Annotated in this window: 18 protein-coding genes; 12 read left to right on the top strand and 6 right to left on the bottom strand. The window is 55.7% G+C overall.

The window, feature by feature from the left end; genetic code table 11:
* Window positions 1-44 precede the first annotated feature (44 nt).
* Window positions 45-266 (bottom strand): cold shock-like protein CspD, encoded by a 222-nt coding sequence (gene cspD, locus ACOT1A_RS11265; RefSeq protein ID WP_006174390.1) that lies wholly within the window; start codon window positions 264-266, stop codon window positions 45-47.
* A 267-nt stretch (window positions 267-533) separates the two neighbouring features.
* Here cspD and clpS point away from each other — a divergent pair, with 267 nt between their 5' ends.
* The 3 genes from clpS to ACOT1A_RS11280 all read left to right on the top strand — a co-directional run bounded on the left by clpS (window position 534) and on the right by ACOT1A_RS11280 (window position 3864).
* Complete coding sequence (clpS, locus tag ACOT1A_RS11270; RefSeq protein WP_006174393.1) at window positions 534-854, top strand: ATP-dependent Clp protease adapter ClpS; 321 nt, start codon at window positions 534-536, stop codon at window positions 852-854.
* Between the two features lie 27 nt (window positions 855-881).
* Window positions 882-3161 (top strand): ATP-dependent Clp protease ATP-binding subunit ClpA, encoded by a 2280-nt coding sequence (gene clpA / locus ACOT1A_RS11275; RefSeq protein WP_022647611.1) that lies wholly within the window; start codon window positions 882-884, stop codon window positions 3159-3161.
* A gap of 253 nt (window positions 3162-3414) precedes the next feature.
* The gene (locus ACOT1A_RS11280) at window positions 3415-3864 is read left to right on the top strand and encodes a hypothetical protein (protein ID WP_105322600.1); all 450 of its coding nucleotides are present in this window, start codon (window positions 3415-3417) and stop codon (window positions 3862-3864) included.
* 71 nt (window positions 3865-3935) lie between these two features.
* Here the strand turns inward: ACOT1A_RS11280 and infA are convergent, their stop codons facing one another.
* The 5 genes from infA to trxB form a co-directional block, all read right to left on the bottom strand.
* Complete coding sequence (gene infA / locus ACOT1A_RS11285) at window positions 3936-4154, bottom strand: translation initiation factor IF-1 (RefSeq protein ID WP_002211347.1); 219 nt, start codon at window positions 4152-4154, stop codon at window positions 3936-3938.
* A 284-nt stretch (window positions 4155-4438) separates the two neighbouring features.
* Window positions 4439-5143, bottom strand: a complete 705-nt coding sequence (gene aat, locus ACOT1A_RS11290) for a leucyl/phenylalanyl-tRNA--protein transferase (protein WP_058676868.1) — start codon at window positions 5141-5143, stop codon at window positions 4439-4441.
* Between the two features lie 45 nt (window positions 5144-5188).
* Entirely contained in the window at window positions 5189-6910 is a 1722-nt protein-coding gene (gene cydC / locus ACOT1A_RS11295) for a heme ABC transporter ATP-binding protein/permease CydC (RefSeq protein ID WP_105322601.1), read from the bottom strand.
* Window positions 6910-8676: a heme ABC transporter permease/ATP-binding protein CydD gene (gene cydD / locus ACOT1A_RS11300; protein ID WP_105322602.1), complete on the bottom strand. Its 1767-nt coding sequence runs from the start codon at window positions 8674-8676 to the stop codon at window positions 6910-6912. The genes cydC and cydD overlap by 1 nt, the downstream gene beginning before the upstream one ends.
* 114 nt (window positions 8677-8790) lie before the next feature.
* Complete coding sequence (gene trxB / locus ACOT1A_RS11305; RefSeq protein ID WP_022647616.1) at window positions 8791-9759, bottom strand: thioredoxin-disulfide reductase; 969 nt, start codon at window positions 9757-9759, stop codon at window positions 8791-8793.
* Between the two features lie 543 nt (window positions 9760-10302).
* On the opposite strand from trxB, the gene lrp reads away from it, so the two are divergent.
* The 9 genes from lrp (at window position 10303) to ACOT1A_RS11350 (ending at window position 23668) form a co-directional block, all read left to right on the top strand.
* Window positions 10303-10797 carry a leucine-responsive transcriptional regulator Lrp gene (gene lrp / locus ACOT1A_RS11310; protein WP_000228469.1) on the top strand — a complete coding sequence of 165 codons (495 nt, stop codon included), beginning with the start codon at window positions 10303-10305 and terminating at the stop codon, window positions 10795-10797.
* 135 nt (window positions 10798-10932) lie between these two features.
* Window positions 10933-14616, top strand: coding sequence for a DNA translocase FtsK 4TM domain-containing protein (locus tag ACOT1A_RS11315; protein WP_276170245.1), 3684 nt, complete (start codon window positions 10933-10935; stop codon window positions 14614-14616).
* Between the two features lie 127 nt (window positions 14617-14743).
* Window positions 14744-15358 (top strand): outer membrane lipoprotein chaperone LolA, encoded by a 615-nt coding sequence (lolA, locus tag ACOT1A_RS11320; RefSeq protein ID WP_022647618.1) that lies wholly within the window; start codon window positions 14744-14746, stop codon window positions 15356-15358.
* Between the two features lie 9 nt (window positions 15359-15367).
* Window positions 15368-16711 (top strand): replication-associated recombination protein RarA, encoded by a 1344-nt coding sequence (rarA, locus tag ACOT1A_RS11325; protein WP_022647619.1) that lies wholly within the window; start codon window positions 15368-15370, stop codon window positions 16709-16711.
* A gap of 92 nt (window positions 16712-16803) precedes the next feature.
* On the top strand, window positions 16804-18096 hold the full coding sequence (gene serS, locus ACOT1A_RS11330; RefSeq protein WP_003858266.1) for a serine--tRNA ligase: 1293 nt from the start codon (window positions 16804-16806) through the stop codon (window positions 18094-18096).
* A 211-nt stretch (window positions 18097-18307) separates the two neighbouring features.
* A complete protein-coding gene (dmsA, locus tag ACOT1A_RS11335) occupies window positions 18308-20752 on the top strand; it encodes a dimethylsulfoxide reductase subunit A (protein WP_023299718.1) in 2445 nt (814 codons plus the stop codon).
* Window positions 20753-20762: 10 nt separating this feature from the next.
* Complete coding sequence (locus ACOT1A_RS11340; RefSeq protein WP_022647979.1) at window positions 20763-21380, top strand: DMSO/selenate family reductase complex B subunit; 618 nt, start codon at window positions 20763-20765, stop codon at window positions 21378-21380.
* A 1-nt stretch (window position 21381) separates the two neighbouring features.
* On the top strand, window positions 21382-22245 hold the full coding sequence (locus tag ACOT1A_RS11345; RefSeq protein ID WP_023299719.1) for a dimethyl sulfoxide reductase anchor subunit family protein: 864 nt from the start codon (window positions 21382-21384) through the stop codon (window positions 22243-22245).
* A gap of 274 nt (window positions 22246-22519) precedes the next feature.
* Window positions 22520-23668: an MFS transporter gene (locus ACOT1A_RS11350; protein WP_022647622.1), complete on the top strand. Its 1149-nt coding sequence runs from the start codon at window positions 22520-22522 to the stop codon at window positions 23666-23668.
* Window positions 23669-23747: the final 79 nt, after the last annotated feature.

Genomic DNA, 23747 nt, shown 5'->3' on the forward strand with positions numbered 1-23747 from the left:
GGGCTGGCATTTTGCCTGCAGGGTGTACACAATGAATCAGAGAGCTATGCAACCGCTTCTGCTTCAACGGGGACGATCAGACTGGCATGATTGCCTTTTGGCCCCTGGTGTACATCGAACCGGACGGACTGCCCGGCTTTGAGCGTCCTGTAACCATCCATCTGAATGGTGGAATAGTGAGCGAAGATATCCTCGCCGCCGCCTTCGGGGCAAATGAAGCCAAACCCCTTGGCGTTGTTGAACCACTTAACAGTACCCATTTCCATGCTTCGACATCCTTCGTAAATCTTATAAATTAAGATGGAATGAACCGGTGGTGGAGTGGGGGCTGTTCAAAACCTCGCCAACTCACGCTTGTACAATTTAGAGAAACGGAAGAAGCCGTCAAGCGTTTGGCGCTGGAGTTGGGACAATAATCAACCAAAATTTGAGGCAGTTAACGCTATTGCAACAGTTTGTGACAGACATCGCGGATGACAGTAATAGATGATTGTTATCTAACATCTGAGGTAGATTCAAAGTGGTTATGCATAATGGGTAAGACCAACGATTGGCTGGATTTTGACCAGCTGGCGGAAGATAAAGTGCGCGACGCGCTAAAACCGCCATCTATGTATAAAGTTATGTTAATGAACGATGATTACACGCCGATGGAATTTGTTATTGACGTGCTACAAAAGTTCTTTTCTTATGATGTTGAACGTGCAACGCAACTGATGCTTACCGTTCATTATCGTGGCAAAGCGATCTGCGGCATCTTTACTGCCGAAGTAGCGGAAACCAAAGTAGCGATGGTGAACGACTATGCAAGGGAGAACGAGCATCCGTTGCTGTGTACGCTGGAAAAGGCCTGATAAGGCATAAAATTGGGGGAGGTGCCTATGCTCAATCAAGAACTGGAACTCAGTTTAAACATGGCTTTCGCCAGAGCGCGTGAGCACCGACATGAGTTTATGACCGTCGAGCATTTGCTGCTCGCACTGCTTAGCAACCCATCTGCCCGCGAAGCGCTGGAAGCCTGCTCCGTGGATCTGGTGGCGCTACGTCAGGAACTCGAAGCCTTCATCGAACAAACCACACCGGTGCTGCCAGCCAGTGAAGAAGAGCGCGACACACAGCCGACGCTCAGCTTCCAGCGCGTGCTGCAGCGCGCGGTTTTCCACGTCCAGTCTTCCGGACGTAGCGAAGTGACGGGCGCCAATGTGCTGGTCGCCATCTTCAGTGAGCAGGAGTCCCAGGCGGCCTACCTGCTGCGTAAACACGAAGTCAGCCGGCTCGACGTGGTCAACTTCATCTCTCACGGAACGCGGAAAGACGAGCCTAACCAGGCATCGGATCCCAGCGGACAGATCAACAGCAATGAAGAGCAAGCAGGCGGGGAGGATCGTATGGAAAACTTCACCACCAACCTTAACCAGCTTGCTCGCGTTGGCGGTATCGACCCGCTGATTGGCCGCGACAAAGAGCTGGAGCGTGCCATCCAGGTGCTGTGCCGTCGCCGTAAGAATAACCCGCTCCTGGTGGGGGAATCTGGCGTGGGTAAAACCGCGATTGCCGAAGGTCTGGCCTGGCGCATTGTGCAGGGTGACGTGCCGGAAGTGATTGCCGACTGCACCATCTACTCGCTGGATATCGGCTCGCTGCTGGCGGGCACCAAATACCGCGGTGATTTTGAAAAACGTTTCAAAGCGCTGTTAAAACAGCTGGAGCAGGACACCAACAGCATCCTGTTTATCGATGAGATCCACACCATCATCGGCGCAGGCGCGGCTTCCGGTGGTCAGGTAGATGCCGCCAACCTGATCAAACCGCTGCTCTCCAGCGGCAAGATCCGCGTGATGGGCTCTACGACGTACCAGGAGTTCAGCAACATCTTTGAGAAGGATCGTGCGCTGGCGCGTCGTTTCCAGAAAATCGACGTAACCGAGCCGTCGGTTGACGAAACGGTGCAGATCATCAACGGCCTGAAAACCAAGTACGAAGCGCACCATGACGTGCGTTACACCGCGAAAGCGGTGCGTGCGGCGGTGGAGCTGGCGGTGAAATACATCAACGATCGTCATCTGCCGGATAAAGCGATCGACGTGATTGATGAAGCGGGTGCGCGTGCGCGCCTGATGCCAGCGAGCAAGCGTAAGAAAACCGTGAACGTAGCGGATATCGAGTCCGTGGTGGCCCGTATCGCACGTATCCCTGAGAAGAGCGTCTCTCAGAGCGACCGTGATACGCTGCGCACCCTCGGCAATCGCCTGAAAATGCTGGTCTTTGGTCAGGATAAAGCCATTGAGGCCTTAACCGAAGCGATTAAGATGGCCCGTGCTGGCCTGGGGCATGACCACAAGCCTGTCGGTTCCTTCCTGTTCGCCGGCCCGACCGGTGTGGGTAAAACCGAGGTAACGGTGCAGCTCTCCAAAGCGCTGGGCATTGAGCTGTTGCGCTTTGATATGTCCGAGTATATGGAGCGTCACACCGTCAGCCGTTTGATTGGTGCGCCTCCGGGCTACGTGGGCTTTGACCAGGGCGGCCTACTCACCGACGCGGTGATCAAGCATCCGCACGCGGTCCTGCTGCTCGATGAAATCGAGAAAGCGCACCCGGACGTGTTCAACATCCTGTTGCAGGTGATGGACAACGGGACGCTGACCGATAACAACGGGCGCAAGGCCGATTTCCGCAACGTGGTGCTGGTGATGACCACCAACGCCGGGGTACGTGAAACCGAGCGCAAATCCATCGGCCTGATCCATCAGGATAACAGCACCGATGCGATGGAGGAGATCAAGAAGATCTTCACGCCGGAGTTCCGTAACCGTCTGGACAACATTATCTGGTTCGATCACCTGTCTACCGAGGTGATCCATCAGGTGGTGGATAAGTTCATCGTCGAGCTGCAGGTTCAGCTGGATCAGAAAGGCGTGTCGCTGGAAGTGAGCCAGGAGGCCCGCAACTGGCTGGCCGAGAAAGGCTACGACCGTGCGATGGGTGCCCGTCCGATGGCGCGCGTGATTCAGGACAACCTGAAGAAACCGCTGGCGAACGAACTGCTGTTTGGATCGCTGGTTGACGGCGGCCAGGTGACCGTGGCGCTGGATCAGGCGAAGAACGAACTGACGTACGATTTCCAGAGTGCGGCGAAGCACAAGCCGGAAGCGGCTCACTGAGTTGAAAGGTAAAAGCAAAACGGCAACTTCGGTTGCCGTTTTTTTTGTTTGCTCCCTCTCCCAGTGGGAGAGGGTTGGGGTGAGGGCATCAGGCCGCAGAGGAATTTTGCGAGGCGCTTTCCAGATTCTTTCGAAGTCAGTTGCTGGATAAATCTACAGTAATAAAATGGTGTCGCACCTGCAAAATCGGGTGCCGGGATTGGCGTCCTGAAAGTGTGTGCACAGACAATCTTGCGTGCATAAAGGATTACATATGACTAATATTAATAGCTTCGCCCAGCTCTACACCGAACTCTCCCTCAACCCCGATCTCCCAACTCTTGCCGAACGCTGTAACCTGCTCACTGAAATCCTGCTCGACTGTCATTCGCTCCCACAAACGCAGCCCGTTTGCCGCTGTCTCGGAGCTTATCTGGAAGAGGTAAAATCCGGCCTCACAGAATCCATGCGTGATTTTCAGGTGGTGGAATTTGAGGACGAAGCGGAAAAGCCGCGACAAAAAGAGTGGTTGCTGGAAGATACAGAAACGAAATGTGACTACTGCCGGGCGTTAAACCACGTGCTGCTGGTTTCGCATTTTGACCGCGATATGTTGCCGCACCTGACGGGACTGTTGCATGACATTACCCACGCGATAGCTGAAGATTTAATCGTACCCATGAACCCGTGCATGACAATACATCTGCCGACACAGCCACACTAAGGCCATAAATAAAAAAGGCCGGGATTGTCCCGACCTTTTAAATATTCATCTGCCATTACAGGCGAAAACAATTAGCGACTACGGAAGACAATGCGGCCTTTGCTCAGGTCGTACGGGGTCAGTTCAACAGTCACTTTGTCGCCCGTCAAAATGCGGATATAGTTTTTGCGCATTTTACCGGAGATGTGCGCAGTTACCACGTGACCGTTTTCCAGTTCTACGCGAAACATGGTATTAGGCAACGTATCAAGTACGGTACCCTGCATTTCAATATTGTCTTCTTTGGCCATCTAATCCTCTGGGGTATCACTACCAAGTTTTGAACCGGCAAGATAATGCCGAAATTCATCAATTAAGTAAAGAATTGCGCGTTTAAAACGCAGCAAAACAATTTCAGCGTATTGCCCAAGCGTCACGGTACAACCGAACGGAAAGCGCATTCGTAAAGGGGATACGACAGGATAAACGTCAGGACGTTATCTGAAGCGAGGGTCCCAAACGGCGGCGGGGCAACAGGCAGAAGCTACTCTGCGGCGTAATTATAACACCCTCATAAAAAATATGCGGAAAACATTTAGGCATTGGGCATAAAGAGCATTCTGGGAACCCAAAAATCGCGCGGAAGAGTCTCCAGTCGGCACTGTTCAAGGTGTTCGATATAGCGTCGGCGGGAAATTTCAACCGCGCCGAGCGAGGCGGTGTGCTCATTCAGCACCTGACAATCCATCAGTTGTCCGCCGCGTTGGGCAAATTCCTGGCTAAAAACCAGCAGCGCGGTTTTCGACGCATTCGTGGCGCGGGAGAACATCGACTCGCCGCAGAACAGCGTGCCCTGCGCCACCCCGTACATCCCCCCAACGAGGTTATCCTCTTTCCATACTTCGATGGAGTGCGCGTAGCCCAGCTCATGAAGCTGGTGGTAGGCGATAATGATGTCGCGGGTTATCCAGGTGCCTTCATGACGATCTTCAGCGCAGCCTTCGATAACCTGCCCGAAGGCATGATTGAGCGTGACGCGATAGGGCGAATTTGCGTGAAAACGTTTCATGCTGCGGCTCAGGTGAAACTGCCCGGGCCACAGCACGGCTCGCGGGTCCGGAGACCACCATAAAATCGGGTCGCCGGGTGAAAACCACGGGAAGATGCCGCGCTGGTAAGCCATTAAGAGACGCGCCGGGCTGAGATCGCCGCCCAAAGCCAGCAATCCGTTAGGTTCACGCAGCGCCCCCTCCGGAGAAGGGAACGCAATATTATGGCGAGAAAGCTGCACCAGGCGCATGACAACAGAACTCCAGTACGCGAGAGAGGACGCTACAAATATAGTCTACAGGCGCTGTTTAAACTGGTAGTAGCGACCCTGTTTTGCCAGCAGCTCTGCGTGATTACCTTGCTCAATTATGTGTCCGTTGTCCATCACAATTATTCGATCGAAATTCACCAGCCCGCGCAGGCGGTGAGTGACCATCAGCACGGTTTTGCCTTTCATCACCTTTGTCAGTAAATCAAGAATTTGACTCTCGGTTGTCGCATCCAGACCTTCTGTCGGTTCATCCAGCAACATCAGCGGAGCATCGTGCAGCAAGGCGCGCGCAATGGCCAGACGACGCAGTTCGCCGCCGGAAAGCTGTCGGCCCCCTTCACCCAGCCAGCTGTTCAACCCGTCGTCCTCAAGCAGCTTGTGCAGCCCAACCTGTTCCAGCATCGCCCGCAGCGTATCGTCAGAGGCGTCCGGTGCCGCCAGAAGAAGATTATCGCGCAGCGTAGCGCTGAACAGGTGCACACGCTGGGGCACGACGCTGACCGTTTTACGCAAGGCCGCTTCGCTAAAATCAGACAGCGGAAGGTCGTTAAACCGAATCTCGCCCTGCTGCGGGTCCCAGGCGCGCGTGAGGAGTTGCAGAAGCGTCGATTTGCCACATCCCGTACGGCCAAGGATCGCAATGCGCTGCCCGGCATCAACAGAAAGGCTGATGTCTTCCAGCGCGTTTTGCGCCTGCTTGTCGTAGGCGAAGGTGATGTTGCTGAGCGTCAGCGCGACCTGCTCCGGCACAGCGGTTTGACCCGCGCTGAACTTCACTTCCGGCTCCTGCTCTGCAATATCCGTAATGCGCAGCGCAGAGGCAATCACCTGGCCGAGATGCTGAAAGGCGCCGGTGACTGGGGCTAAGGCTTCGAAGGCTGCCAGGGCACAGAAAACAAACAGCGCAATCAGCGGGCCAGGCTGCGGGTTACCGCCCACGCCACCGGAGGCCATCCAGAGCATGGCGATAACGGCAAACCCACCGATTAACATCATCAGCGCCTGAGAAAACGCGGTCAGTTCAGACTGGCGACGCTGGGCTTCATGCCAGTTCAGTTCCGTATTTTCCATACGGGTGCGGTAGCGCTTGCTGGCACCAAAAATGGTGAGCTCGGCCTGACCCTGCAACCAGGAGGTGAGCTGCTGGCGGTATTCCCCGCGCAGACGCGTCAGGTTTTCCCCGGTGGTTTTACCTGCACGATAAAACAGGGGCGGCAGAATAATCAGCGTCATCAGCATGATGCCGCCGAGCGTCAGTGCGATGGGAACATCCAGGAAACTCAACCCCAGCGTGACCACGACAATCACCACAAACGCGCCCACCATGGGCGAGATGACGCGCAGATAGAGGTGATCCAGCGTATCCACATCCGCAACTACGCGGTTGAGTAATTCGCCCTGCCGAAAACGTGCCAGCCCGGCAGGGGAGAGGGGCAGCAATTTGCTGAACGTATAAATACGCAGGTGTTGCAGCACGCGGAAGGTCGCGTCGTGGCTGACCAGGCGTTCGAAGTAGCGCCCGGCAGTTCGCGTAATCGCCGTGCCGCGCACCCCGGCGGCAGGCAGCATGTAGTTAAAGCTGTATAGCCCGGCAAAGCCTGCGGCCGCAGATGCGGAGAGGAACCAGCCAGAAAGCGTAAGCAGGCCGATGCTGGCGAGCAGAGTGATAATCGCCAGTACGATCCCGAGCGTCAGCATCCATTTGTGGCGTTTATACAAAGCAAGATAGGGAAGCAGGGCGCGCATCAGATATCCTCCTGACGGTTCGCCAGCAGGGTCGCAAAGGGCCCCTGCGCGGCAACAAGCGCGGCGTAATCGCCTTGCTCAACAATGTGTCCGTTTTCCATCACCCAGATCTGATCCCAGTCGGCAATACCTTCCAGCTGGTGGGTCACCATCAGGGTAGTTTGCTGGCGTGAGGCTGCGTTAAGCGCATCCATCACGCGCTGCTCGCTGTGAGCGTCCAGGCTGGCGGCGGGTTCGTCCAGCAGCATTAACGAACAGGGGTTCAGCAGCGCACGGGCAACCGCGACGCGCTGTGCCTGGCCCACTGACAGCCCGGCAGACTGATCGCCAATGACGGTATCGACACCCTGCGCAAGCAGCGGCAAAAACTCGCTGACCCAGGCGCGGTCGAGGACCGATTGGAGCTCATCGTCACGTGCATCCGGCCTTGCCAGCAGCACATTCTCGCGCAGCGTTGGGGCAGGCAGCTGAGGGTTTTGACCCACCCAGCTTAGCTGTTTACGCCAGGCATCAGGATCGAGCTCGCGCAGCTCCGTTTTGTTGATACGCAGCGATCCGGTGTACGCCATAAAACCTGACAGCGCATTCAACAATGAGCTTTTACCTGAGCCGCTGGTACCCACCAGCACCACACGTTGCCCGGCAGGCAGGGTAAAGTTCAGCGGGCCGGCCAGCACTTTGCCTTCAGGCGACAGAACAGAAAAATCCTGTGCTTCAATGGTCACCGGATCGTTCGTATTCAGCGTCACCTCACCACGCTCCGGATGCGCCAGCGGCGTTTCCATAAAGGTTTTCAGGCTGTCGGCAGCACCCACCGCCTGCGCTTTGGCATGGTAAAAGGTGCCGAGATCGCGAAGCGGCTGGAAAAATTCCGGGGCCAGGATCAGCGCCAGGAACCCGGCGGAAAGCGTGACCGCCGTACCGTAGTGGCCAAAGTCCAGCGCGCCGAGGTAGGAGAAGCCAAAGTAAACCGCCACCAGCGCAATCGACAGGGAGGTAAAGAACTCGAGCACGCCGGAAGAAAGGAAGGCCATGCGCAACACTTCCATGGTGCGCTGACGAAAATCCTGCGACGCCAGGCGAATGTTTTCGGTTTCCGCTTCACCACGACCAAAGATCCGCAGGGTTTCCATTCCGCGCAGACGGTCCAGGAAATGACCGCTCAACCGACCCAGCGCAAGGAAGTTGCGACGGTTAGCATCTGCCGCACCCATGCCGACCATCGCCATAAACAGCGGGATGAGCGGGGCGGTCCCCATCAGGATCAGAGCCGCTACCCAGTTAACAGGGAAGATGGCGATAACAATCATCAGAGGCACAAACACTGCCAGCGCCATCTGTGGAAGATAACGCGCATAGTAATCGTGCATATCGTCGATTTGCTCAAGGATCAGCGTCGCCCAGCTACCGGCCGGTTTGCCCTGGATCCACGCAGGCCCGGCTTCCGAAAGCCGGTCGAGCACTTTGCGGCGGATCTCATAGCGGATGTGCTGGCCGGCATGGAACCCAACCCGTTCTCGCAGCCAGACCACCCACGCACGCAGGACGATAACCAGCACCAGAACGATAAACGGCAGCAGCAGCGCTTCGCGCGGGATGCTCTCCATGATCATATGATTGAGAATGCGGGCCAGCAGCCATGCCTGGGCAACAATCAACAGACCGCTGATAAATCCCAGAACGCGGGAGATCATAAGCCAGCGGCGGGACAGAACGCTTTGCTGTTTCAGCCAGCGCGTTAACTCTTGTTGACGGGTTTTTTCCATTGCGTACTTTGCAGGTGACGTTATAAGAAATTAGACATCTGCATGTTACACGTGAGCAAAAATAAAGGCGACCAGTGGCCGCCTTTATTTACGTTTGTTACTGACTTGTAAAGATTATTTACCTTGTTCTGCCAGTCCGTCCAGATAGCGTTCTGCGTCCAGCGCGGCCATACAGCCGGTGCCCGCAGAGGTGATCGCCTGACGATAAATATGGTCCATCACGTCGCCAGCCGCGAAGACGCCTGGGATGCTGGTCTGCGTCGCATTGCCGTGAATGCCAGACTGCACTTTGATGTAGCCGTTCTCCAGCTCAAGTTGGCCTTCGAAAATGGCCGTGTTCGGGCTGTGACCGATTGCCACAAACAGGCCTGCCACCTCCAGCGTTTCGACGGTGTCGGTGTTCTGCGTATCACGAATTCGCAGACCTGCCACACCCATCTGATCGCCGGTCACTTCTTCCAGCGTACGGTTGGTATGCAGCACAATGTTGCCGCTCGCCACTTTATCCATCAGGCGTTTGATCAGGATCTTCTCGGCGCGGAAGGTGTCGCGACGGTGGATCAGGTGTACTTCTGAGGCGATGTTCGCCAGATACAACGCTTCTTCCACAGCGGTGTTGCCGCCGCCGATCACCGCAACTTTCTGGTTGCGATAGAAGAAACCGTCGCAGGTCGCGCAGGCTGATACGCCGCGCCCTTTGAATGCTTCTTCAGACGGCAGACCGAGATAACGGGCAGAGGCACCGGTAGCGATGATCAGCGCATCGCAGGTGTATTCACCGCTGTCGCCGGTCAGACGGAACGGACGGTTCTGCAAATCCACTTTATTAATGTGGTCGAACAGGATTTCGGTTTCGAATTTAGCAGCATGCTCGTGCATGCGCTCCATCAGCAGCGGCCCGGTCAGGTCGTTCGGGTCGCCCGGCCAGTTTTCCACTTCCGTGGTGGTGGTCAGCTGACCGCCTTTTTCCATCCCGGTAATCAGTACCGGTTGCAGGTTAGCGCGTGCAGCATAGACCGCTGCGGTATATCCCGCAGGTCCAGAACCAAGGATTAGCAGCTTACTGTGTTTGGTCGTGCCCATGAGATCCCCATTGTTGTTGGCAGGCAATGGGCTGGATTGTAGGGAATTTGTTGCCGTAAAAAAAGAGCACGACAGTTTTGCTTCCGATATATGCAATAGTCACGCCCTATGGATCAGACACGGTCATATCACGTCTGCTACTGAAAATCGCGCGTTTATAAGGCAATAAAATGATGATTAATACCCCCCCGTAATGAATATCCGGCATCTTGTACTAAAAATCGATGTTTTGCTTTGACAATCCCCTGCGCTTTTGCGAAAACATTCAAGGAAGAAAAAAAGACGCATGAACTGCATGCCGAATAGACATGCACGTAAATGCCATTTTTACCGGGTCAGTGAAATCTACGCATGGTGTGGACAGACGCCATACGTGATGTCTGTGACTGCTTTCGGGCAACGGTCTTCTTACCGCAGAACCCGAATCCACATCGCGTCTAATACATAACCAGGCGATGTGATGAATAACGGGTGCAGGCTCTGAACAGTGATGTGCACAGGGTCCAGGCAGGAGTAGGGAAGGAATACAGAGAGACAATAATAATGGTAGATAGCAAGAAGCGCCCTGGCAAAGATCTCGACCGTATCGATCGTAACATTCTTAATGAATTGCAAAAGGATGGGCGTATTTCCAACGTCGAGCTTTCAAAACGTGTGGGACTTTCCCCGACGCCGTGCCTTGAGCGTGTGCGTCGACTGGAAAGACAGGGTTTTATCCAGGGCTATACGGCTCTGCTAAACCCGCATTATCTGGATGCCTCACTTCTGGTATTTGTTGAGATTACTCTGAATCGTGGTGCGCCGGATGTGTTTGAGCAATTTAACGCCGCTGTACAAAAACTTGAAGAAATTCAAGAGTGTCATCTGGTTTCCGGTGATTTTGACTACCTGTTAAAAACCCGTGTGCCCGATATGTCCGCCTACCGTAAGCTGCTGGGTGAAACCCTGCTGCGTCTGCCAGGCGTGAACGACACCCGTACTTATGTGGTGATGGAAGAGGTCAAACAGAGCAATCGTCTGGTTATTAAGACGCGCTAACACGGAACAGGTGCAAAATCAGTGTAGTTTGATTACACTCCTGTTAATCCATACAGCAACAGTGCCGGGGATACCCGGCGCTGTTGTCCGTTTTAGCACACAGGCAGGACATGCCTGATACCTGGAGAGCCTTTCTTGAGCCAGGAATACACTGAAGACAAAGAAGTCACATTATCTAAGCTAAGCAGCGGACGTCGTCTCCTCGAGGCGTTACTGATTGTTATTGCCCTTTTTGCCGTCTGGCTGATGGCCGCCTTACTCAGTTTCAACCCCTCAGATCCCAGCTGGTCGCAAACCGCATGGCATGAGCCTATTCATAACTTAGGTGGCGTTCCCGGTGCCTGGCTTGCGGACACGCTCTTTTTCATTTTCGGAGTGATGGCTTATACCCTTCCCGTCATCATTATTGGCGGATGCTGGTTTGCCTGGCGTCATCGACAGAACGACGACTACATCGATTATTTTGCCGTTTCGCTGCGCCTGATTGGCGCCCTGGCACTGATCCTCACCTCCTGTGGGCTGGCGGCGATCAACGCCGATGATATCTGGTACTTCGCCTCCGGCGGGGTGATCGGCAGCCTGTTGAGCTCCGCGCTGCAACCGATGCTTCATAGCAGCGGCGGCACGCTGGCGCTGCTCTGTATCTGGGCGGCGGGCCTGACGCTGTTTACCGGCTGGTCCTGGGTGAGCATTGCTGAGAAGATCGGCAGCTTTATTCTGACGCTGCTGACGTTCGCCAGCAACCGTACCCGTCGTGACGATACGTGGGTCGATGAAGACGAGTATGAAGATGAGTACGAAGAGGAAGACGAGGCGCCTGTACAGCGGCGTGAATCTCGCCGCGCGCGTATTCTGCGCGGTGCTCTGGCGCGCCGCCAGCGCGTCGCTGAAAAATTTGCTAACCCGTTAGGCCGTAAAACGGATGCCGCGCTGTTCTCCGGCAAACGTATGGATGAAGACGAGCAGATTGAGTATCGCGGTGCGGCCGTCGACCCTGATGACGTACTGTTCTCTGGCCATCGAGCCACGCCGGGAGAGTATGACGAATACGATCCGCTGCTGAATGGCCACTCCGTGACTGAACCGGTAGCCGCTGCTGCCGCCGCAACGACGGCTGCGCAGGCCCATGTTGCGCCTGTTGAAGCCGTGATGCCGTCCTCGCCTGTTCCGGCACCGGAGTCCGCGATCCAGCAACCGCAGGTAGACTGGCAGACTGCGCCAGGCGTCCATACGCCTGAACCGACCATTGCACCTGAGCCTGAAAGTTATATTCCTGTGCAGCAGGAACAGTGGCAGCAAACGTCTCAGCCGCCTGAGCCTGCCAGCGTGCCGCAACAACCGTATCAGGCTTATACGCCCGAACCCGCTGTACCTGAACAGCCATACGTTGCACCGGTGTCTGAACCCGAAGTGGTGGAGGAAGCGAAGCCATCTCGTCCGCCATTATACTATTTTGAAGAAGTGGAAGAGCGCCGCGCCCGTGAGCGCGAGCAGCTTGCCGCCTGGTATCAGCCCGTGCCCGAGCCGGTACAGGAGCCCGTTGCAAAAGCGCCTACTGTAAGCGTTCCACCTGTAGAACCTACGTCAGCCGTCGCGTCGGGTGCTGAAGCCGTGAAGCAGGCAACGGCAGCCGCTGCCGCGTCCGCTCCGCTATTCAGCCCGGCAGCCGACAGTGCCCCGCGTCCTCAGGTGAAAGAGGGCATTGGCCCACAGCTGCCGCGCCCTAACCGCGTGCGCGTACCGACTCGCCGGGAGCTGGCCTCTTATGGCATTAAACTGCCTTCCCAGCGTATGGCTGAAGAAAAAGCCCGTGAGTCCGACTACGAAGATGATGCCGACGAACTGCATCAGGATGAGCTGGCGCGTCAGTTTGCTGCCCAGCAGAATCAGCGTTACGGCGAAGAGTATCAGCATGACGTGCCTTCACAGCATCACGTGCCTTCACAGCAGGACGACGATGATGCGACCGAAGCGGAGCTGGCGCGCCAGTTTGCAGCAACGCAGCAGCAGCGTTATTCCGGTGAGCAACCTTCGGGGGCAAACCCGTTCTCGCTGTCGGATTTCGAATTCTCACCAATGAAAGATCTGGTGGATGATGGCCCAAGCGAACCGCTGTTCACGCCGAGCGTAATGCCGGAAGCGGAGCCGGTGCGTCAGCCGCCTGCACCACAGGCTTACGTGCAGCCGCAACAGCCGGCGCCGCAGGCGTATGCGCAGCCGCAGACACCTTCTCAACCGCCTCAGCCACAGTCCCAGCAGCCAGCACCACAGCCGCAGGAGAGCCTGATTCACCCGCTGCTGATGCGTAACGGAGACAGCCGACCGCTGCAACGACCAAGTACGCCGCTGCCGTCGCTGGATCTGTTAACGCCACCGCCAGCGGAAGTCGAGCCGGTGGATACCTTTGCCCTTGAGCAGATGGCCCGTCTGGTGGAAGCGCGTCTGGCTGACTTCCGCATTAAAGCGGACGTGGTGAACTACTCACCGGGCCCGGTGATCACCCGTTTCGAACTGAACCTGGCACCGGGCGTAAAAGCGGCGCGTATTTCTAACCTCTCCCGCGACCTGGCGCGTTCTCTGTCCACCGTGGCGGTACGCGTGGTGGAAGTGATCCCAGGCAAGCCTTACGTTGGCCTTGAGCTGCCAAACAAGAAACGCCAGACCGTTTATCTGCGTGAAGTTCTGGATAACACCAAATTCCGCGACAACCCGTCCCCGCTGACCGTGGTATTGGGTAAAGATATCGCAGGCGATCCGGTGGTTGCCGATCTCGCGAAGATGCCGCACCTGCTGGTTGCGGGTACTACCGGCTCCGGTAAATCGGTCGGGGTGAACGCCATGATCCTCAGTATGCTCTACAAAGCGCAGCCTGAAGACGTGCGTTTCATCATGATCGACCCAAAAATGCTCGAACTGTCCGTCTATGAAGGCATTCCGCATCTGTTAACGGAAGTGGTTACCGACATGAAGGACGCCGCCAACGCATTACGCTGGAGCGTCAATGAAATGGAGCGTCGCTACAAGCTGATGTCGGCGCTGGGCGTGCGTAACCTGGCCGGTTATAACGAGAAAATCGCCGAGGCGGCGCGTATGGGCCGTCCGATTCCGGACCCATACTGGAAGCCGGGTGACAGCATGGATGCCCAGCATCCGGTGCTGGAAAAACTGCCTTACATCGTGGTGCTGGTGGATGAATTTGCCGACCTGATGATGACCGTTGGCAAGAAAGTGGAAGAGCTGATTGCGCGTCTGGCACAGAAAGCGCGTGCGGCGGGCATCCACCTGGTACTGGCAACGCAGCGTCCGTCCGTGGATGTAATCACCGGTCTTATTAAGGCAAACATCCCGACTCGTATCGCGTTTACCGTGTCGAGTAAAATTGACTCCCGTACTATCCTTGACCAGGGCGGAGCAGAGTCGCTGCTGGGGATGGGTGATATGCTCTATTCCGGGCCGAACTCCACCTCGCCGGTGCGTGTTCACGGTGCGTTTGTTCGCGACCAGGAAGTGCACGCGGTTGTGCAAGACTGGAAAGCGCGCGGGCGACCGCAATATGTTGACGGCATCACCTCTGACAGCGAAAACGAAGGTGGCGGCGGTGGTTTTGACGGCGGCGAAGAGCTGGATCCGTTATTCGACCAGGCGGTTAATTTCGTCACCGAAAAACGCAAAGCGTCCATCTCCGGCGTGCAGCGCCAGTTCCGTATCGGTTACAACCGCGCGGCGCGTATCATTGAGCAGATGGAAGCCCAGGGCATCGTGAGCGAACAGGGGCACAACGGTAACCGTGAGGTGCTGGCGCCACCGCCTTTTGAGTAACCTTCAGCGATTGCAAAGAAGGGTAAATCAGCAAAAATTAAGCATATTCTTCTGTCGCCTGCCTTCGGGCAGGTACAGAATAGAAACGGAACCCCCATATCGGGAAGACGTATTTTAAGGAATAACAATGAAAAAAATCGCCATCGCCTGTGCATTACTCTCCAGTTTTGTTGCCAGCAGCGTCTGGGCTGATGCAGCCAGCGACCTTAAAAGCCGACTGGATAAAGTGAGCAGTTTCCACGCCAGCTTCACGCAAAAAGTGACTGACGGCAGCGGCAACGCGGTGCAGGAAGGCCAGGGAGATTTGTGGGTGAAACGCCCAAATCTGTTCAACTGGCACATGACCCAGCCGGATGAAAGCGTTCTGGTGTCTGACGGTAAAACCCTGTGGTTCTACAATCCGTTTGTTGAGCAGGCGACCGCCACCTGGCTCAAAGACGCGACCAGCAATACGCCGTTTATGCTCATTGCCCGTAACCAGTCCAGCGACTGGCAGCAGTACAACATCAAACAAAACGGTGATGAGTTCGTCCTGACGCCAAAAGGCAGCAACGGTAATCTGAAGCAGTTCACCATTAACGTGAGCAGCAACGGTACCATCAATCAGTTCGGCGCGGTTGAGCAGGACGATCAGCGCAGCAGCTATCAGTTGAAGTCTCAGCAAAACGGCGCCATTGATGCATCGAAATTCACCTTTACCCCGCCGCAGGGCGTAACGGTGGACGACCAACGCAATAAGTAAGAGGCATGAGTGAGCAACCTGTCGCTCGATTTTTCAGATAATGCGTTTCAACCTCTGGCCGCCCGTATGCGGCCAGAAAATTTAGCGCAGTACATCGGTCAGCAACATCTGCTGGCTGCGGGGAAACCCTTGCCGCGCGCTATTGAGGCGGGGCATCTGCACTCCATGATCCTCTGGGGGCCACCCGGCACCGGAAAAACCACGCTCGCTGAAGTGATCGCCCGCTATGCCAACGCGGACGTTGAGCGCATCTCGGCGGTCACGTCGGGGGTGAAAGAGATCCGCGAGGCGATCGAGCGGGCGCGACAAAACCGCAATGCCGGACGTCGCACCATTCTGTTTGTCGACGAAGTTCACCGCTTCAACAAGAGCCAGCAGGACGCCTTTCTGCCGCATATTGAAGACGGTACGATTTTCTTTATCGGCGCCACCACGGAAAACCCGTCGTTTGAACTGAATTCTGCTCTGCTCTCCCGGGCGCGCGTGTATCTGCTTAAATCGCTGACCACGGAAGATATCGAAAAAGTTCTGACGCAGGCGATGGAGGACAACGCGCGTGGTTACGGCGGACAGGATATCGTTCTGCCGGACGAGACGCGTCTTGCTATCGCCGAACTGGTTAACGGTGATGCCCGTCGTGCGTTGAACACGCTCGAAATGATGGCCGATATGGCCGAAGTGGACGATGCGGGCAAGCGCGTATTAAAGCCTGAACTGCTCACCGAAATTGCCGGTGAGCGCAGCGCGCGCTTCGATAATAAAGGCGATCGTTTTTACGACCTCATCTCTGCTTTACATAAGTCCGTGCGCGGCAGCGCTCCGGATGCGGCGCTCTACTGGTATGCGCGTATCATCACCGCCGGTGGCGATCCGTTATATGTCGCGCGTCGCTGCCTGGCGATTGCGTCAGAAGATGTCGGTAATGCCGATCCACGCGCCATGCAGGTCGCTATTTCCGCCTGGGACTGCTTTACCCGCGTCGGGCCTGCGGAGGGCGAGCGTGCCATTGCGCAGGCAATTGTCTATCTGGCTTGCGCACCGAAAAGTAACGCGGTGTATACCGCCTTCAAAGCGGCGATGTCGGATGCACGTGAACGTCCGGACTACGATGTGCCGGTTCATCTGCGCAATGCGCCTACCAAATTGATGAAAGAGATGGGTTACGGGCAGGAGTATCGCTACGCCCATGACGAACCCAACGCCTACGCCGCCGGGGAAGAGTATTTCCCGCAGGAGATGGCACAAACCCGCTATTATCACCCCACAAACAGAGGTCTTGAGGGTAAGATTGGCGAAAAGCTCGCCTGGCTTGCCGGACAGGATCAAAATAGCCCTATAAAACGCTACCGTTAGTTCAATCGTTGCGGTAATGTTGGCAATATATCTCTGTGGCCGCAGGCTGTGGTCACTTTTTCCTCTTTTAATTCGATAAGCACAGGATAAGCATGCTCGATCCCAATCTGCTGCGTAATGAGCCAGACGCAGTCGCTGAAAAACTGGCACGCCGGGGCTTTAAGCTGGATGTAGATAAGCTGCGCGCTCTTGAAGAGCGTCGTAAAGTTTTGCAGGTACAAACAGAAAATCTGCAGGCAGAGCGTAATTCTCGATCGAAATCCATTGGCCAGGCGAAAGCGCGCGGGGAAGATATTGAGCCATTACGCCTGGAAGTGAACAAACTGGGTGAAGAGCTGGATCAGGCGAAAGCTGAACTGGACGTTCTTCAGGCTGAAATTCGTGATATCGCTCTGGCGATCCCGAACATTCCTGACGACAGCGTCCCTGTCGGCAAAGACGAAAACGACAACGTTGAAGTGAAACGCTGGGGTACGCCTCGCGAGTTTGACTTCGAGGTGCGCGATCACGTGACGCTGGGCGAAATGCACGCGGGCCTGGACTTTGCGGCTGCGGTTAAGCTGACCGGTTCTCGCTTCGTGGTAATGAAAGGTCAGATTGCTCACCTGCATCGCGCGCTGGCGCAATTTATGCTGGATCTGCACACCGAGCAGCATGGCTACAGCGAAACCTACGTTCCGTATCTGGTTAACCACGATACGCTGTACGGTACAGGCCAGCTGCCGAAATTTGCCGGCGATCTGTTCCATACCCGTCCGCTGGACGAAGAAGCTGACAGCAGCAACTACGCGCTGATCCCAACCGCGGAAGTGCCGCTGACCAACCTCGTGCGTGATGAGATCATCGACGAAGACGATCTGCCAATCAAACTGACTGCGCACTCTCCATGTTTCCGTTCTGAAGCCGGTTCTTACGGTCGTGATACGCGCGGTCTGATCCGTATGCACCAGTTCGATAAAGTTGAGATGGTGCAGATCGTTCGTCCGGAAGAGTCTATGGACGCGCTGGAAGAGATGACAGGTCACGCAGAGAAAGTGCTGGAGCTGCTGGGGCTGCCATACCGCCGTATGGCGCTGTGCACCGGTGACATGGGCTTCGGCGCCTGCAAAACCTTCGACCTCGAAGTCTGGGTGCCTGCGCAAAACACCTACCGTGAAATCTCCTCTTGCTCTAACGTCTGGGATTTCCAGGCGCGTCGTATGCAGGCGCGTTGCCGCAGCAAGTCCGACAAGAAGACCCGTCTGGTTCATACCCTGAACGGTTCTGGTCTGGCGGTTGGCCGTACGCTGGTTGCCGTGCTGGAGAACTACCAGCAGGCAGATGGTCGTATTGAGATCCCTGAGGTGCTGCGTCCTTACATGAAAGGCCAGCAGTTTATCGGCTAATATTTTGCTGCAAAACAAAAAAGCGCCTCAGGGCGCTTTTTTTATATCTTTGATTTGATACGACGCAATATTCCCTCCCTCTAAAGTAGTAATACTCCTCCGAACGAAAGTTAGCATAAAACACCTGTAACGAAGGAATTCGTTATATATAAAACTACATAGCGGTATGCGCCGCCTCTCTTTTCTTTGTGAGCAACCAAAGTGAGTCTTTATGAAAATCAAAGCGCCTGAAGCGTTAATGGCTGCCGAGGTCACTCGCCGTGGGTTGATGAAAACCACGGCAATAGGTGGTCTGGCGGTTGCCAGCAGCGCCTTTACGCTTCCTTTTACCCGTCTGGCGTCGGCGGCGGAGGCTCTGTCTCCCGCTTCAGCCCCGGAAAAAGTGGTGTGGAGTGCCTGTACCGTTAACTGTGGTAGCCGTTGTCCGCTGCGTATGCATGTTGTGGACGGTGAAATCAAATACGTTGAAACCGACAATACCGGCGATGATAACTATGAAGGGTTACACCAGGTTCGTGCCTGTCTGCGTGGCCGCTCAATGCGCCGTCGCGTTTATAACCCGGATCGTCTGAAATATCCGATGAAGCGTGTCGGTAAGCGTGGGGAAGGGAAGTTCGAGCGCATTAGCTGGGACGAAGCCTACGATATTATCGCGACCAACATGCAGCGCCTGATCAAAGAGTACGGCAACGAATCCATCTACCTGAACTATGGCACCGGGACGCTGGGCGGCACCATGACCCGCTCCTGGCCGCCGGGTAAAACGCTGGTAGCGCGCCTGATGAACTGCTGCGGCGGCTATCTCAACCATTATGGCGACTACTCTTCCGCACAGATTGCCGCGGGCCTGAACTACACCTATGGCGGCTGGGCAGACGGTAACAGCCCGTCGGATATAGAAAACAGCAAGCTGGTGGTATTGTTCGGCAACAACCCGGGCGAAACGCGTATGAGCGGCGGTGGGGTAACCTATTATCTTGAGCAGGCGCGCGCCAAATCCAACGCACGTATGATCATCGTCGATCCGCGCTACACCGATACCGGCGCGGGGCGAGAAGACGAGTGGATCCCTATCCGCCCTGGTACCGATGCGGCGCTGGTCAATGCGCTGGCGTATGTGATGATCACTGAAAACCTCGTCGATCAGCCGTTCCTTGATAAATACTGCGTCGGCTATGACGAGAAGACGCTGCCAGCCAGCGCACCGGCTAACGGGCATTACAAAGCGTATATTCTTGGTCAGGGCAGCGACGGGGTAGCGAAAACCCCTGAGTGGGCATCCACCATCACCGGCATTCCAGTCGAACGTATTGTTCAGCTGGCCCGTGAAATTGGTTCAGCAAAACCGGCTTATATCAGCCAGGGCTGGGGACCGCAGCGTCACGCGAACGGCGAAATTGCCACCCGCGCTATTTCTATGCTCTCGATTCTGACTGGCAACGTCGGCATTCACGGCGGTAATAGCGGGGCGCGTGAAGGCTCGTATGAAGTACCGTTTGAACGTATGCCAACGCTGGATAACCCGGTTCAGACCAGCATCTCCATGTTTATGTGGACGGACGCGATCGAGCGCGGCCCGGAAATGACCGCGCTACGCGACGGTGTTCGGGGCAAAGATAAGCTGGATGTGCCAATCAAAATGATCTGGAACTATGCCGGTAACTGCCTGATCAACCAGCACTCAGAGATCAACCGCACCCATGAAATTTTGCAGGACGACAAGAAGTGCGAAATGATTGTGGTGATCGACTGCCACATGACCTCATCGGCGAAGTATGCCGATATTCTGCTCCCAGACTGCACCGCCTCTGAGCAGATGGATTTCGCGCTGGACGCCTCCTGCGGCAACATGTCCTATGTGATCTTCACAGACCAGGCCATCAAACCGCGCTTCGAGTGCAAAACCATCTATGAGATGACGTCCGAGCTGGCGAAACGTCTTGGCGTTGAGCAGCAGTTCACAGAGGGGCGTACTCAGGAAGAGTGGATGCGCCATCTGCACGAGCTCTCACGCAAAGCCATTCCAGACCTGCCGGACTTCGATACCTTCCGCAAGCAGGGCATGTACAAGCAGCGCGATCCGGAAGGGCATCACGTGGCGTATAAAGCCTTCCGCGACGATCCGCAGGCCAATCCGCTGACCACGCCGTCGGGCAAAATCGAGATCTACTCCGAAGAGCTGGCAAAAATTGCCGCAACGTGGGAATTGCCGGAAGGGGACGTTATCGATCCGCTGCCGATCTATACGCCTGGCTTCGAAAACTACAACGATCCGCTGACGGAGAAATTCCCACTTCAGTTAACCGGTTTCCACTACAAAGCGCGTGTTCACTCCACCTACGGCAACGTTGACGTTCTGAAAGCGGCCTGCCGACAGGAGATGTGGATCAACCCGATGGATGCGAAAGCGCGCGGCATCAGTAATGGCGATCGCGTACGTATCTTCAACGGACGTGGCGAAGTGCATATCGAAGCTAAAGTGACTCCGCGCATGATGCCTGGCGTTGTCGCGCTGGGGGAAGGGGCCTGGTATAACCCGGATGCGAACCGTATCGATCAGGCGGGCTGCATCAACGTTCTCACTACGCAGCGTCCATCGCCGCTGGCGAAGGGCAACCCATCCCACACAAACCTCGTTCAGGTTGAAAAGGCGTAAGGAGTAACCGATGACAACCCAGTATGGATTTTTTATTGATTCCAGCCGCTGCACCGGGTGCAAAACCTGCGAGCTGGCCTGCAAGGATTATAAAGACCTGACCCCGGACGTCAGCTTCCGTCGTATTTATGAATACGCAGGCGGCGACTGGCAGGAGGATAACGGCGTCTGGCATCAGAACGTCTTCGCCTATTACCTGTCGATTGCCTGCAACCACTGCGAAGATCCGGCCTGCACCAAGGTCTGCCCGAGCGGGGCAATGCACAAGCGCGACGACGGTTTTGTGGTGGTGAACGAGGATGTCTGCATCGGCTGTCGCTACTGCCACATGGCCTGCCCGTATGGTGCGCCGCAGTATAACGCGGCTAAAGGCCACATGACCAAGTGCGACGGCTGCCACAGCCGCGTGGCGGACGGCAAAAAGCCCATCTGCGTCGAGTCCTGCCCGCTGCGCGCGCTGGACTTTGGCCCGATTGAAGAGCTGCGTAAAAAACACGGTCAGCTTGCTGCGGTCGCGCCGCTGCCGTCTGCGCACTTCACGAAGCCGAGTATTGTGATTAAACCTAACGCCAACAGCCGTCCGACGGGTGATACCACCGGCTACCTGGCAAACCCAAAGGAGGTGTGAGATGGGAAGTGGATGGCATGAATGGCCGCTTATGATCTTCACGGTCTTTGGGCAGTGCGTGGCAGGCGGGTTTATCGTCCTTGCGCTGGCGCTGTTAAAAGGGAACCTCAATGCTGAACAGCAGCAGCGTTTAGTGTTGAGCATGTTTGGCCTGTGGGTGTTGATGGGGATTGGGTTTATCGCCTCTACGCTGCACCTGGGCTCACCGATGCGCGCGTTTAACTCCCTGAACCGCGTAGGTGCCTCTTCGCTGAGTAACGAGATTGCCAGCGGCGCAATCTTCTTTGCAGTTGGCGGGCTGGGGTGGTTACTGGCAGCGCTGAAAAAGCTGCCGTCAGGGTTACGTGCGTTGTGGCTCATCGTCACCATGGTACTGGGCGTTGTCTTCGTCTGGATGATGGTCCGGGTGTACAACACCATTGATACCGTTCCGACCTGGTACAGCGTCTGGACGCCGATGAGCTTCTTCCTGACCATGTTTATTGGCGGGCCGCTGCTGGGTTATCTGCTTCTGCGTGTAGCTGGCATTAATGGTTGGGCGATGCGCCTGCTGCCCGCGGTCTCGCTGCTGGCACTGGTCATCAGTACCGTTGTAGCGCTTATGCAGGGAGCGGAGCTGGCGACGATTCACAGCTCTATCCAACAGGCTTCGGCGCTGGTACCGGATTACGGTTCTCTGATGGCCTGGCGTGTGGTGCTGCTGACGGCGGCGCTGGTGTGCTGGATTGCCCCTCAGCTTAAAGGTTACGCGCCTGCGCTACCGTTGCTGTCACTGGCCTTTGTGCTGGTGCTGGCAGGGGAGTTAATTGGTCGCGGCGTATTTTACGGTCTGCATATGACGGTCGGTATGGCTGTCGCCAGCTAATTTTAGATTTTGTTATAAAAAGCCGGGACATAGTGCCCGGCTTTTCTTTTTTCATTCATGAAATTTTTCGACTGATGTTTCGTTGTAAAAATTCCCGGAAATAAATAAAAACAAATAGATAATTAATATTGGTAGCAGGCTTTGCATTAGCAGGATGAGTTTTTTAAATCGACAAGGCGCATATCGTGCGTGACGCCTGAATCGGTGGATTGACTTTGTTTTTGCCAGTGGCATGATGCGCACGAAATCTGAACTTCCTCACGGTTTTTAATCCATGACCACCTATACCCGCCCGGTGCTTTTGTTGCTCTGTGGCCTGCTTTTGCTGACCCTGGCGATCGCGGTGTTGAACACACTCGTCCCGCTATGGCTCGCCCATGAAAACTTACCAACCTGGCAGGTGGGTATGGTTAGCTCGTCCTTTTTTACGGGCAATCTGCTGGGTACCTTATTAACGGGCAGCCTTATTAAGCGCTTTGGTTTTAACCGCAGTTATTATCTGGCGTCACTGATCTTTGCCGTCGGATGCGCCGGTTTAGGACTGATGGTCGGCTTCTGGAGCTGGATGGTCTGGCGCTTTATTGCGGGCGTTGGCTGCGCCATGATCTGGGTGGTGGTTGAAAGTGCGCTGATGTGCAGCGGCACGTCCCGTAATCGCGGGCGTCTGCTGGCGGCTTATATGATGGTTTACTACGTCGGTACCGTTCTGGGACAACTGATGGTCAGCAAATTCCCAACCGACCTGATGAGCGTTCTGCCATGGGTAACCGGGATGGTGCTGGCCGCAATTCTGCCGCTGCTCTTTACCCGTATCGTGAACCAGAGCAGTGAGCATCAGGAGGCCACGCACGTTTGGCCGATGCTGAGACTGCGTCAGGCGCGCCTGGGGATTAACGGCTGCATTATCTCCGGGATTGTGCTGGGGTCGCTCTATGGCCTGATGCCGCTCTATCTCAACCATCAGGGCGTCAGCGATTCCGGGATCGGTTTCTGGATGGCGGTGATGGTCAGCGCGGGGATTGTCGGTCAGTGGCCGATTGGCCGCCTGGCGGACCGCTTTGGTCGTCTGCTGGTGCTGCGCGTCCAGGTTTTCGTGGTCATCATGGGCTGTCTCGCCATGCTCAGCAACGCCGCGATGGCGCCTGCGCTGTTCATTCTGGGGGCTGCGGGTTTTACGCTCTATCCGGTCGCGATGGCCTGGGCCTGTGAGAAAGTTGAGCATCACCAGCTGGTGGCGATGAACCAGGCATTGTTGCTGAGTTACACCATCGGCAGTTTACTGGGGCCGACTTTTACCGCTATGCTCATGCAAAATTACTCTGATAATCTGCTGTTTATCATGATCGCCAGCGTATCGTTTATTTATCTGTTAATGCTGCTGCGCAAAGCGGGCGAGCACCCAACGCCAGTGGCACATGCCTGATTAAATAAAAGCCTGTCGATGACAGGCTTTTTTGTCCCTGTCACATATAAGACTTTTACTTATTGTGAGTTTTTACTGC

The sequence above is a fragment of the Enterobacter cloacae complex sp. SYL003 genome (assembly GCF_049236925.1).
GTDB classification, from domain to species: Bacteria; Pseudomonadota; Gammaproteobacteria; order Enterobacterales; family Enterobacteriaceae; genus Enterobacter; species Enterobacter intestinihominis.